Origin of the sequence: Cellulomonas palmilytica, from assembly GCF_021590045.1 — a bacterium.
In the GTDB taxonomy this organism is placed as follows: Bacteria; Actinomycetota; Actinomycetes; order Actinomycetales; family Cellulomonadaceae; genus Cellulomonas; species Cellulomonas palmilytica.
Map to the genome: position 1 here is coordinate 218,642 of NZ_CP062221.1, position 11,132 is coordinate 229,773.

The window sequence follows — 11,132 nt, forward strand, 5'->3', positions numbered from 1 at the left end:
GTCCTCGCATCGTCCGCGACCGGACGTTCAGCGAACGTCTGCTCACGGGCCCGGCCCCGGCGGCGAGCAGACGTCGTCCGAACGCTACGCGCGATGGGCTGGACGCGACACGTCCCGACGAGCACGAGAGGCCCACCATGACCAGCCCCCGCACCACCCGCCGCGCCTGCGCCGCCCTCCTGGCGCTCGGCGCCGTGGCGACCATCGCCGCGTGCACCGCCTCGCCGTCGAGCGACGACGCCGACGCCGGCCCCAGCGCCTCGTCGTCCCCGTCGATCGACCCGCAGGACGCGATGCTCGCCTACGCGCAGTGCCTGCGCGACCACGGCGTCGACGCGCCCGACCCCGTCGACGGGAGGATGCGCATCGACGGGCGCGGCATGACCGAGGAGCAGATGCAGGCCGCGCAGGACGCGTGCGCGGCGTGGCAGCGGCTCGCCGAACCGCAGGAGGACGTCCGCGAGCTGTCCGAGGAGGACAAGCAGCGGTTCCTCGACCAGGCGCAGTGCATGCGCGACAAGGGCTGGGACGTGCCCGACCCGACGTTCGACGGCGGACGCGTGACGCAGGAGCTGCACCGCACGCCTGGCGCCACCCACGCACCGGGCGAGCCGAACCTCGACGACCCGCAGTTCCAGGCGGACCAGGAGGCGTGCGCGGAGGACGCCGGGCTCGAGCCACCGGCCGGCGGCTCCGAGGAGGAGTCGTGAGCGGCCCGGCCTCGCCTCGGCTGCTCGCGCTCGTCGTCGTGGGCGCCGTCGCGAGCGCTGCCGTGGGCTCCGCCGCGACCTTCGCGGGCGCCACGCCCGCGGCGGACACGCCGACGCCCGGGTCGACAGCCGCGTACCGGACCGCTCCGGTGGTGCGTGGCGACCTGGTCACGACGACGACCGTGAGCGGGACGGTCGGCTTCGGCGCGACCACGGACCTCGTCGGTCGTGTTGCCGGCACGGTCACCGCCCTGCCCGCCACGGGCACGGTCGTCGCGGAGGGCGAGCCGCTGTACGAGGTCGACGCGCGGCCCGTCGTCCGGCTCGACGGTGCCGTGCCCGCCTGGCGGACGCTCGGACCGGGTGTCAGCGACGGCGTCGACGTGCACCAGCTCGAGCAGTCGCTCGCCGACCTGGGGTTCGCCTCGGGCGTCACGGTCGACGACGACTGGACCGCCGCGACGACGAGGGCCGTCTACCGCTGGCAGAAGGCGCTCGGCGTCCCGGTCACGGGCACCGTCGCGCTCGGGTCGGTCGTGTTCACGCCGGACGACGTGCGGGTGGTCGCGCAACGCGCGGCGCTCGGGTCCGAGGTCGGGCCGGGGACGCCGGTGCTGACCACGGGCGGGACGGACCGCGTCGTGGCCGTGTCGCTGCGCACGGGCCAGGCGGGCCTCGTGCCCGTCGGCGCGACCGTGCACCTCACGCTCGCCGACGGGACGCTCGCGGACGGGACCGTCGCGACCGCCGAGGTGGTCGCCGGCGAGGACGCGCCCTCGCTCGCGGTGACGATCACGGCCGGGACCGACGACGGCGACGACGACCCGCTCGCCGGCCAGCTCGAGGGCGCGCCCGTCCAGGTCGAGCTCGCGCAGACCGTCGCCACCGACGTCCTGTCCGTGCCCGTGACCGCGCTCGTCGCGCTCGCCGACGGCGGCTACGCGGTGCAGCAGGTCGCGTCCGACGGGACCGCGCCGTCCGTGCCGGTGACGCCCGGGGCGTTCGCGGGGACCGACGTCGAGCTGCGTGGCGACGACGTCGCCGAGGGCGACGAGGTGGTGGTGACGCCGTGAGCGTCCTCGAGCTCGTCGGGGTGCGCAGGGCGTACCGCACCGGCCGGTCGCAGGTCAGCGCGCTGCACGACGTCGACCTCACGGTCCGCGACGGCGAGTACGTGGCCGTCGTCGGGCCGTCGGGCTCCGGCAAGTCGACGCTCCTGCACGTGATGGGTGCGCTCGACCGGCCGACCGCCGGGACCGTGCTGCTCGCGGGCCAGGACGTGACCCGCCTGCCGGACACCGCGCTGTCCCGCGTGCGGGCCGTGCACCTCGGGTTCGTGTTCCAGCAGTTCTTCCTGCTCGACGGGCGGACCGCCGAGGAGAACGTCGCCGACGGCCTGCTCTACCAGGGGGTCCGACGACGAGAGCGGTTGCGCCGGGCGCGCGAGGCACTCGACCGCGTCGGGCTCGGGGCCCGAGCCACGCACACGCCCGCGCAGCTGTCCGGCGGCGAGTGCCAGCGCGTCGCGATCGCCCGCGCGCTCGTCCACCGGCCACGGCTCCTGCTCGCCGACGAGCCGACGGGCAACCTCGACCAGGCTTCCGGAGCGGCCGTGCTCGACCTGTTCGCGTCGCTGCACGCCGGCGGCGCGACGATCGTCGTCGTCACGCACGACGCACGCGTCGCCGACCGCCTGCCGCGCGTGGTCGCCGTGCGTGACGGGCGTGTCGAGCACGACTCGGGGGCGCTCCGGTGACCGCGGTCCGCACGGCCACGCCGCCCGTGGCCGACGAGCAGCAGGTCCGCGTCACGCGCATCGCGGTGGCTGACCGGCTGCGGCTCGGTGCGCGGGGCCTCACGGTCCGGCCCGGGCGCACCGCGCTGTCCGCGCTCGGGATCGCGCTCGGCATCGCGGCGCTCGTCGGGGTGCTGGGACTGTCCGCGTCGTCCCGCGCCGACCTGCGGGCGCAGCTCGACGCGCTCGGCACGAACCTGCTCACCGTCGCGCCCGGGCAGGGCTTCGGCGGGCAGGACGCGACGCTGCCCGACACCTCGGTCGCGATGATCGCCAGGGTGCCGACCGTCTCGGCCGCCGCGGCCGTCCGCACCGTCCCCGACGTGACGGTGCGCAAGTCCGACCGCGTGCCCGCGGAGCGCACGAGCGGCGTCGTCGTGCTGGCCGCCGACGTGGAACTGCCCTCGACGCTCGCCGCCACGCTGCGCGAGGGCCGGTGGCTCGACGCCGCGACGGCCCGGTACCCGGCGGTCGTCCTGGGCGCGACGGCCGCACGGCGGCTCGCGGTGTCCGGGCTCGACTCGGGGGTGGACGTCTGGCTCGGCGGGCAGTGGTTCACCGTCGTCGGCGTCCTGGACCCGGTGCTCCTCGCGCCCGACCTGGACTCCGCGGCGTTCGTCGGGCTGCCCGTCGCGACCGCCGTCCTGACCGCCGACGACCCACCGCCGAGCCGCGTCTACGTACGCGCCGACCCGTCCGCCGTCGTCGCCACGCGCGACCTGCTGGCCCGCACGGCGAACCCCGCGGCACCCGACGAGGTGCGCGTGTCCCGCCCGTCCGACGCGCTCGAGGCGCAGGTCGCCGCCGACGAGTCGTTCACGACCCTCGCGCTCGGGCTCGGGGCGGTCGCGCTGCTCGTCGGCGGCGTGGGCATCGCCAACGTCATGGTGGTGTCGGTGCTGGAGCGCCGCCGTGAGATCGGCGTCCGGCGTGCGCTCGGCGCGACCCGGCGCGCGATCGCGGAGCAGTTCCTGGTCGAGTCGGTGCTGCTGGCGGCGCTCGGCGGCGTGGTCGGTGCGCTGCTCGGCATCGCGGTCACGTGGACGTTCGCCGGCCTCCAGGGCTGGGCGGTCGTCGTCCCGTGGCTCCCGGTCGCGGCCGGCCTGGCCTGCTCGCTCCTCATCGGCACCCTCGTCGGCCTCTACCCGGCCCTCCGCGCGGCCCGCGTCCCCCCGACGGACGCCCTCCGCACCACCTGACCCCACCCCCAGACCGCCGAGTGCGCACGTTCGTGCCCGAGTGCGGACGACGAGCGTGCGCACTCGCGTCGGGACGTGCGCACTCGGCGGGGGGGTGGGACGGTCGGGTGGGGTGGGACGGTCGGGTGGGGTGGGACGGGAGGTCGGGCGTTCGTTTCGCGGGTGGGCCGGGTGGGAGGCAGGGTGGGGGCGTGAACTCACCTGGGACCGGGACCCGCGACGAGCTCGTCGTGCTGCTGGACGACGACGGGCGCCCGACGGGGACCGCCCTCAAGCGCGAGGTGCACCACGCGGACACGCCCCTGCACCTGGCGTTCTCGTCGTACGTCGTGGACCCGGTCGGGCGGTTGCTCGTGACGCGGCGCGCGTGGGACAAGGCGACGTTCCCGGGCGTGCTGACCAACTCGTGCTGCGGGCACCCCGGGCCCGGCGAGTCCCACGAGGACGCGATCCGGCGTCGCCTGCGCGACGAGCTGGGGATCACCGGCACGGGCCGGGTCGTGCCGCTGCTGCCGGACTTCCGGTACCGCGCGGAGAGCGGCGGGGTCGTGGAGAACGAGATCTGCCCCGTGTTCGCGGTGGCCGTGCCCGCGGACGTCGTCGTGACGCCCGACCCGAGCGAGGTCGCCGAGGTGCGGTGGATGACGTACCCGGAGTTCCACGACCTGGCGCTCACGCACCCGGAGGCCAGCCCGTGGGCACGCCTTCAGGTGCAGCAGCTCGGGCGGGACGTCGACTGGGCAGGGCTGCTCGGGCTCTGACGCGTGTCGGCGGCGCCCACTACGGTGGCGGTTCCACGACAGCAGGGGGACCACATGACCGTCGAGCAGTCGCGCCGCAGCGACGACGAGCTGTGGACGCTGGTGCGCGACGAGCGTGCGGCGTTCGCGGAGGACCTCGAACGTCTGACGCCCGAGCGGTGGCGGCACGCGACGCTGTGCGGGCAGTGGGACGTCGAGGAGGTCGTCGCGCACCTGGTCGCGGCGGCGAGCACGGGACGCTGGGCGTGGCTGCGGAGCATGCTGGGGGCGCGGTTCCGGCCGGACGTGCACAACCGCCGGCGCCTCGAGGAGCACCGCGGCTCCACGCCTGCCGAGACGCTCGAGCGGTTCCGCGCCGTCGTGGCCTCCCGGACGGCACCCTCGCGTGACACCGCCGCCTACCTGGGCGAGGTCGTCGTGCACGCGCAGGACGTGCGCCGGCCGCTCGGCATCACGCGCACCCCGGACGTCGCGGCGCTCACGCCGGTCGCGGAGTTCTACGCGGCGCGCGACTTCGCGGTCGAGAGCCGGACGGTCAGCGCCGGGCTGCGCCTCGCGGCCGACGACGGGCCGTTCGCCGCGGGCGAGGGGCCGCTGGTCACCGGGCCGACGCTCGCGCTGGTCATGGTCATGGCCGGGCGGTCGGCGTACCTCGACGACCTGTCGGGTCCGGGCGTCGCCACGCTGCGCGACCGGCTCGCGACCGTCTGACGGCAGTTCCCGCCCGGCGGGTCCGTGCTGTGCGACCTACCGTGGGACGGACCGACGACGACGGGAGTGTCATGCAGGCGAGGGACGTGCTGGCGGACGGGTTCGGGCGGATCGACGCCCTGGTGCGACGCGCGGTCGAGGGCGCCGACGACGCGCTGCTGACCCGCCGGCTCGACCCGGACGCGAACACCCTCGCGTGGCTCGCGTGGCACATCGCGCGCGAGCAGGACGGGCAGGTCGCGCCGCTCGCGGGCACCGAGCAGGTGTGGACGTCGCGCGGGTGGTCGCAGCGGTTCGCGCTGCCGTTCGACGACGCCGCGATCGGGTACGGGCACACGTCCGACGAGGTCGCGCTCGTCGTCGCACCGGCGGACCTGCTGCTCGGCTACCTCGCCGACGCGACGGCCGCGTCGCTCGCGTACGTCGAGCGCCTGGCCGACGACGACCTGGACGTGGTGGTCGACGAGAGCTGGGACCCACCCGTGACGCTCGGCGTGCGGCTCGTCAGCATCCTGGGCGACGCGTTCGAGCACGCCGGGCAGGCGGCGTACCTGCGCGGCGTGCTGGACCGCACCGCGCGCTGAGGCCGTCGCCCGCGAGGGTCAGCAGGTCTCGTGGACCGCGCCCCGGGCGGACCGGGGGCTGACGTCACGGTCGCGCAGGACGACGGACAGTGCCGGGTCGCGCGACGACGAGCGCGCCTGCCGGGCGCACACCGTCTCGAACGCGGGACGGTCGTACTCGACGTCGAGGACCACGGGATACGCGGCGGTGAACACCGCGCACTCGTCCCACTCCTGGCACTCCTCGGTGACGGCGAGGTCGGCGCCCAGCGCGCGCACCTTCGTCGTGAGCTCCGCGGAGTTCTTCTGCGCGAACGCGAGCCCGCGCGCGTGCGCGTGGTCGACGAGCAGCTCGGCGTGGGCGAGCGCGTGCGACGCGGTGATCAGGCCGCGCGAGCGGGTGTACGAGTCGAGGTTGTCGATCTCGACGGCGTCGAACCCGGCGGCCGCGCACCGGTCCATCACGGCAGCGACCCGCTCGGCGACCCGGGTGCGCAGCGCGGCGGTGCGCAGGTCGTAGAGCGCCTCGTCGGGCCAGCCCTCGTCGCGGACCGGCTCGCCGTCGTCGTGCAGGACGAGCTCGGGGGCGTCGCGGAGCAGCCGCTCGGTCTCGTCGGGCTGGGTCTGGAAGCCGTTGACGTAGCAGACGTCGTACCGGCCGCTGGGGCGCTCGGTGGCGTCGCGGATCACGACGCGCGTCGTCGCGAGCGGCTCCTCGGCGCCGCCGATCTGGTACTCGAACGACGACCCGGGTGCGGGCAGCGCGATGCGCGCGGCGGCGGAGGGGACGGCGGAGGGGATGGCGGAGGGGATGGCGGAGGCGGCGGCGGTGGCTGCGACGGTGGCTGCGGCAGTGGAGGGAGCGGCGGTGGCTGCGGCGGTGGGCGGCGGGTCAGGGGTCGCCGTGCACGCGGCAAGCGTGACGAGCGTCGTCGCGACGACGAGCGCGACGCACGACCGTGCGGTGCGGCCGCCCCGCACCCACCGTCGCGTGGTCGCCCTCATCGCGGTGCGTGTGCGACGCACGTCGTCGCCGTCGGGCGGGCGAGGAGCCGCTCACGGTCGATGGGCTCTCCCCCGACCGCGCACACGCCGTACGTCCCGGCGGCGAGCCGGTCGAGCGCGGCGTCGACGTCCGCGAGCCGCTGTCGCACGTCGGACGCGAGCGCGTCGACCTGGGCGCGCTCGAACGCGATGGTCTGGCCCTCGGGGTCGTGCTCGTCGTCGATGTTCGCGCCCCACGACGCCTCGACGAGGTCGGACTTCGCGGCGCCGAGCCCGGAGGCACGCTCCAACGCCTCGGCGCGCAGCGCGAGCAGCCGCGCGCGCAGCTCGTCGTCGTCCGTCCCCATGCCCGTCACCCTGGCACAGGGCACCCACGATCCCGTCCGAGAGCGCCCCCACCTGCGTCAGCGGGCCGGACGCGGCATCCGGGCGATCGCCTGGACGAGCGTCCACGGACCCCTCCCCGAGCGGGTCGTCGGCCGGTACGGTGGGCGCCGTAGTCGCAGTGCATCGCTTGTCACCGTGGTCTTCCGCCGCGGACCGGACGACGTTTCACCGTGATCACCGGTCCCGGCACCGCCGGGGTCGTCCCGCCGCAAGGAAGTAGAACGGCCACATGGCAACTGGCACCGTGAAGTGGTTCAACGCCGAGAAGGGCTACGGCTTCATCGCCCCCGACGACGGTGGTCCCGACGTCTTCGCCCACTACTCGGCGATCCAGTCGCGCGGTTTCCGCACGCTGGAGGAGAACCAGAAGGTCGAGTTCGAGGTCACCGAGGGTCAGAAGGGCCCGCAGGCCGCGAACATCCAGCCGCTCTGACCTGACGGCGGCGCGGGCACGACCGCGCGACGTCGGCCTGGACGGCGGGTCCCGAGCGGACCCGCCGTTCGTCGTCCTGCGGACCGGTCCCGCGCATCCCGGCGTCATCCCAGGCTCATCCCGTGGCGCGCGGGTGCCGAGAACCTAGGCGACCAGGACGACGAGCCGTGACCACGACGAAGGACAGCATGACGACGCCCAGCCCGGGCTGGTACCCGGACCCTCAGCGCCCCGAGTGGGTGCGCTGGTTCGACGGCGTCTCGTGGACGACGCAGGTGCGCCAGGCACGGCGCCCGGTCGCAGCCGGTCCGACGAAGCCGCCGTGGTCGGGCGGGAAGATCGCGCTCGTCTCGGTCGGGAGCGCCGTCGCCGCGGGCGTCGTGATCGCCGGGTTCGGGGTGCTCGCGGGTCCGCGGCTCGTCGACCGCTGGGACGACCTGCTCTTCGCCGAGACGCTGGAGGGCCAGTCGTGCGAGCAGGTCGTCGTCGACGAGGTCCGTCTCGTCCGCGAGCAGGGCTCGCTCGGTGACATCGAGCTCGTGGCGATCGACCAGGTGCGTACCGTGGAGAACCACCTCGAGACGGCGGTCCGCCCCTCGGACGGTGCGAGCACGCACCTGCTGACCTGTGAGGGCATCGCCCGGTGGGCCGACGGGTACACGGAACCGATCCGCCTGGTCCTGACCATCGACAGCGACAACCAGACCTGGATAGACGACGCATGGGACGAGAGCTCGACGGGCAGCGCGTGACCGTCCGCACGCCCGTGCTGGGCGTGCTCCGGTCCGCGCCCGGCGCCGTGCACCCTAGAGTGGCCTCCGTGATCTTCAAGGCGGTGGGCGAGGGCAGGCCCTACCCGGACCACGGGCTCGAGACGGCGAAGCAGTGGGCCGAGGTCCCGCCGCGCCAGGTGCGTCTCGACGAGCTCGTCACGACGAAGCGGACGCTGGACCTCGACGCGCTGCTCGCGGAGGACTCCACGTTCTACGGCGACCTGTTCGCGCACGTCGTGCAGTACAAGGGGATCCTGTACCTCGAGGACGGGCTGCACCGTGCCGTGCGCGCGGCCCTGCAGCAGCGTCCTGTTCTCCACGCGCGGGTGCTGGTGATCGAGTGAGCGACGCGGACCGCGCCCGGGCCCTGCGCCGGCGCCACATGCACGAGCGGCAGGCCGTGATCTTCGGCGTGCTGCTCGCGGCCCTGGCCGTGGTCGGCCTGGGTTCGGCGGCCGTGTACACGGGGAGCCTGAGCCTGCCGTTCATGGAGCAGGAGTTCGAGGCGGAGCCCACGCCGAGTGCGACGACGCGCAGCTACCCGTGCCCGCCGGACGGTGCACTGCCGGTGGCGTACGGCGAGGTCACCGTCAACGTGTACAACTCGACGTCGACCGCGGGCCTCGCGGCCGCGACTCTGAAGGCGTTCACGGACCGCGGGTTCGTCGGCGGCGAGGCGGACAACCAGCCGACGTACGCGGGCACGGTGCGCATCGCGTTCGGGCAGTCCGGCATCGCGTCGGCGTACACGGTCGCGGCGCACGTGCCGAAGGCGGAGTTCGTGCTCGACGGCCGCAAGGGTCCGGAGATCGACGTGGTCCTCGGCACGGAGTTCAAGGCGCTCGTGCCGGCCGACGAGGTCGGGCTCGACCCGGAGAAGCCGCTCGAGGCCCCCAAGGGCTGCACGAAGGTGCCGGCGGCGGGCGCGACGAGCGCGGCGCCCAAGAGCTGACCCCACGACGAGACGAAGGGGCCGGTCCCGACATGGACCGGCCCCTTCGTCGTACCGGGCGTCAGTGTCGTACCGGGTGTCAGTGTCGTACCGGGCGTCAGTGCGCGGCGACCTCGTCACCGGCGGGGGCCGAGGCAGGCGACGCCGGCTCGACGGACGTCCCGCGCCACCGGGCCACGAGGCGCATCAGGTGGTACACGCCGATCGCGGTCGCGGTGCCGAGCGCGATGCCCTCGAACCGCAGGTCACCCGCCACCCACGTGTAGTCCGCGATGCCGACGACCAGCGCGATCGCCGCGGGCGTGAGGTTCACCGGGTTGGAGAAGTCGACCTTGTTCTGGATCCAGATGCGCGCGCCGAGCAGGCCGATCATGCCGTAGAGCAGGGTCGCGGCACCGCCGATGACGCCCTGCGGCACGGTCGCGATCGCGGCACCGAACCGCGGCGACATCGACAGCAGGAGGGCGGTGAAGCCCGCGACCCAGTACGCGGCGGTCGAGTACACGCGCGTCGCGGCCATGACGCCGATGTTCTCCGCGTACGTCGTCGTGCCGGAACCGCCGCCGAGGCCCGCGAGGCTCGTGGCGACGCCGTCGGCGAGCAGCGCGCGGCCGGTCACCGGGTCGAGGTCGCGGCCCGTCATCGCGGTGACGGACTTGAGGTGGCCGATGTTCTCGGCGACGAGCACGAGCACCACCGGCAGGAACAGCCCGAGCGTCCCGACCTCGATCTTCGGTGTCACGAACTCGGGCAGGCCGATCAGCGGGGCGTCGCGCAGCGCGTCGAAGTCGACCTCGCCGCGGAAGATCGCGAACACGTACCCGATGACGACGCCCAGCAGGATCGACAGGCGGCCGAGGATTCCGCGGAACAGCACGGTGCACAGGACGATCGCCCCGAGCGTCACGAGCGCGGTCAGCGGCGCCGACCGGAACCCGCTGTCCTCGGTCTTGCCCCACGCCGCAGGCGCGAGGTTGAAGCCGATGAGCGCGACGATCGTGCCCGTCACAACGGGCGGCATCGTCACCTCGATCCACCGGGTCCCGACGACGTGCACGACGACGCCGACGAGCGCGAGCGCCAGACCGGTGACGAGGATGCCGCCCACCGCGACCTGCTGCCCGCCGCTGGCGGACGCGGCCGCGATCGGGGCGAGGAACGCGAAGCTCGACCCCAGGTAGCTCGGCACCCGGTTGCCCGTGATGACGAGGAACGCGAGCGTGCCGACCGCGGAGAAGAACAGCGTCGTCTGCGGCGAGAACTGCGTGATCAGCGGCACCAGGAACGTCGCGCCGAACATCGCGACGACGTGCTGCATGCCGATGCCGATGGTCCGCGGCCACGAGAGCCGCTCGTCGGGCGCGACCACCTCGCCCGGCGGGATCGAGCGCCCGTCGCCGTGCACCTTCCAGCCGCCCAGCCCGAGCGCGTTCCTGACCTTGGCCACCACCGCCACGTCGTCCTCCTGTCGGCCCGACACCCGGGCGTCACCACGAGCGGTCGGGCGACCGCTCGCCCCCGGGGAGAAACGTAGTGGTCGGGCTCGTCGCGCGGGGTCCGGATCCGCGTGCCATCTTCGTGGGGTAACGTCCGCATCGACTCGGGAGGCCGAGATGTCCGAGAACGACCCGACCTTCACCCCGCCCACGCCTGGCCGTGTCGTCCCTGGTGGTCGACCTGACCCGGTGGTGAGCACGGCGCCGACCGCGGCTCCGGCCCCCGACGGCAAGCCGGACGAGGACGTCGACGAGATCATCACGGAGGCGCGCCCCGTGGTGCTCCCGCCCGGGGGTCCCCAGACGGGCGTCGTCGTCCCTCCGGTGAAGTAACCACCCACGCCCCG

At 74.5% G+C, this 11,132-nt stretch carries 15 protein-coding genes; 12 read left to right on the forward strand and 3 right to left on the reverse strand.

Annotated features, from left to right (window positions below):
• Positions 1 to 137 precede the first annotated feature (137 nt).
• The 7 genes from F1D97_RS01135 (at position 138) to F1D97_RS01165 (ending at position 5,760) form a co-directional block, all read left to right on the forward strand.
• Positions 138 to 710: a hypothetical protein gene (locus F1D97_RS01135; RefSeq protein WP_236121914.1), complete on the forward strand. Its 573-nt coding sequence runs from the start codon at positions 138 to 140 to the stop codon at positions 708 to 710.
• Entirely contained in the window at positions 707 to 1,783 is a 1,077-nt protein-coding gene (locus F1D97_RS01140; protein WP_236121915.1) for a peptidoglycan-binding protein, read from the forward strand. The genes F1D97_RS01135 and F1D97_RS01140 overlap by 4 nt, the downstream gene beginning before the upstream one ends.
• Positions 1,780 to 2,466: an ABC transporter ATP-binding protein gene (locus F1D97_RS01145; RefSeq protein ID WP_236121916.1), complete on the forward strand. Its 687-nt coding sequence runs from the start codon at positions 1,780 to 1,782 to the stop codon at positions 2,464 to 2,466. The genes F1D97_RS01140 and F1D97_RS01145 overlap by 4 nt, the downstream gene beginning before the upstream one ends.
• Positions 2,463 to 3,704: an ABC transporter permease gene (locus tag F1D97_RS01150; protein ID WP_236121917.1), complete on the forward strand. Its 1,242-nt coding sequence runs from the start codon at positions 2,463 to 2,465 to the stop codon at positions 3,702 to 3,704. Before F1D97_RS01145 ends, F1D97_RS01150 begins: the two co-directional genes overlap by 4 nt.
• A 191-nt stretch (positions 3,705 to 3,895) precedes the next feature.
• Positions 3,896 to 4,465, forward strand: a complete 570-nt coding sequence (gene idi / locus F1D97_RS01155; protein ID WP_236121918.1) for an isopentenyl-diphosphate Delta-isomerase — start codon at positions 3,896 to 3,898, stop codon at positions 4,463 to 4,465.
• 54 nt (positions 4,466 to 4,519) lie between these two features.
• On the forward strand, positions 4,520 to 5,176 hold the full coding sequence (locus tag F1D97_RS01160; protein WP_236121919.1) for a maleylpyruvate isomerase family mycothiol-dependent enzyme: 657 nt from the start codon (positions 4,520 to 4,522) through the stop codon (positions 5,174 to 5,176).
• A gap of 71 nt (positions 5,177 to 5,247) precedes the next feature.
• Positions 5,248 to 5,760, forward strand: a complete 513-nt coding sequence (locus tag F1D97_RS01165) for a mycothiol transferase (RefSeq protein WP_236121920.1) — start codon at positions 5,248 to 5,250, stop codon at positions 5,758 to 5,760.
• A gap of 18 nt (positions 5,761 to 5,778) precedes the next feature.
• On the opposite strand, the gene F1D97_RS01170 is transcribed toward F1D97_RS01165, so the two are convergent.
• Together F1D97_RS01170 and F1D97_RS01175 are read right to left on the reverse strand one after the other, a co-directional pair.
• The gene (locus tag F1D97_RS01170) at positions 5,779 to 6,744 is read right to left on the reverse strand and encodes an endo alpha-1,4 polygalactosaminidase (RefSeq protein ID WP_236121921.1); all 966 of its coding nucleotides are present in this window, start codon (positions 6,742 to 6,744) and stop codon (positions 5,779 to 5,781) included.
• Positions 6,741 to 7,091 carry a TraR/DksA family transcriptional regulator gene (locus tag F1D97_RS01175; protein ID WP_236121922.1) on the reverse strand — a complete coding sequence of 117 codons (351 nt, stop codon included), beginning with the start codon at positions 7,089 to 7,091 and terminating at the stop codon, positions 6,741 to 6,743. The genes F1D97_RS01170 and F1D97_RS01175 overlap by 4 nt, the downstream gene beginning before the upstream one ends.
• 269 nt (positions 7,092 to 7,360) lie before the next feature.
• Here F1D97_RS01175 and cspE point away from each other — a divergent pair, with 269 nt between their 5' ends.
• The 4 genes from cspE to F1D97_RS01195 all read left to right on the forward strand — a co-directional run bounded on the left by cspE (position 7,361) and on the right by F1D97_RS01195 (position 9,289).
• Positions 7,361 to 7,564 (forward strand): transcription antiterminator/RNA stability regulator CspE, encoded by a 204-nt coding sequence (cspE, locus tag F1D97_RS01180; protein ID WP_236121923.1) that lies wholly within the window; start codon positions 7,361 to 7,363, stop codon positions 7,562 to 7,564.
• A gap of 167 nt (positions 7,565 to 7,731) precedes the next feature.
• Entirely contained in the window at positions 7,732 to 8,316 is a 585-nt protein-coding gene (locus tag F1D97_RS01185; protein WP_236121924.1) for a DUF2510 domain-containing protein, read from the forward strand.
• 68 nt (positions 8,317 to 8,384) lie between these two features.
• Entirely contained in the window at positions 8,385 to 8,681 is a 297-nt protein-coding gene (locus F1D97_RS01190; protein ID WP_236123447.1) for a type II toxin-antitoxin system VapB family antitoxin, read from the forward strand.
• Entirely contained in the window at positions 8,678 to 9,289 is a 612-nt protein-coding gene (locus F1D97_RS01195; protein WP_236121925.1) for a LytR C-terminal domain-containing protein, read from the forward strand. The genes F1D97_RS01190 and F1D97_RS01195 overlap by 4 nt, the downstream gene beginning before the upstream one ends.
• A gap of 97 nt (positions 9,290 to 9,386) precedes the next feature.
• Here the strand turns inward: F1D97_RS01195 and F1D97_RS01200 are convergent, their stop codons facing one another.
• Positions 9,387 to 10,745, reverse strand: a complete 1,359-nt coding sequence (locus tag F1D97_RS01200) for a uracil-xanthine permease family protein (protein ID WP_236121926.1) — start codon at positions 10,743 to 10,745, stop codon at positions 9,387 to 9,389.
• A gap of 232 nt (positions 10,746 to 10,977) precedes the next feature.
• Between F1D97_RS01200 and F1D97_RS01205 the strand changes: the two genes are divergently transcribed.
• Complete coding sequence (locus F1D97_RS01205; RefSeq protein WP_236121927.1) at positions 10,978 to 11,118, forward strand: hypothetical protein; 141 nt, start codon at positions 10,978 to 10,980, stop codon at positions 11,116 to 11,118.
• Positions 11,119 to 11,132: the final 14 nt, after the last annotated feature.

Excerpts from the sequence above, each read along its gene's own strand:
- F1D97_RS01135 (WP_236121914.1), top strand. The coding sequence starts at position 138 with ATGACCAGCCCCCGCACCACCCGCCGCGCCTGCGCCGCCCTCCTGGCG.
- cspE (WP_236121923.1), top strand. The coding sequence starts at position 7,361 with ATGGCAACTGGCACCGTGAAGTGGTTCAACGCCGAGAAGGGCTACGGC.
- F1D97_RS01160 (WP_236121919.1), top strand. The coding sequence starts at position 4,520 with ATGACCGTCGAGCAGTCGCGCCGCAGCGACGACGAGCTGTGGACGCTG.
- F1D97_RS01165 (WP_236121920.1), top strand. The coding sequence starts at position 5,248 with ATGCAGGCGAGGGACGTGCTGGCGGACGGGTTCGGGCGGATCGACGCC.
- F1D97_RS01175 (WP_236121922.1), bottom strand. The coding sequence starts at position 7,091 with ATGGGGACGGACGACGACGAGCTGCGCGCGCGGCTGCTCGCGCTGCGC.
- F1D97_RS01170 (WP_236121921.1), bottom strand. The coding sequence starts at position 6,744 with ATGAGGGCGACCACGCGACGGTGGGTGCGGGGCGGCCGCACCGCACGG.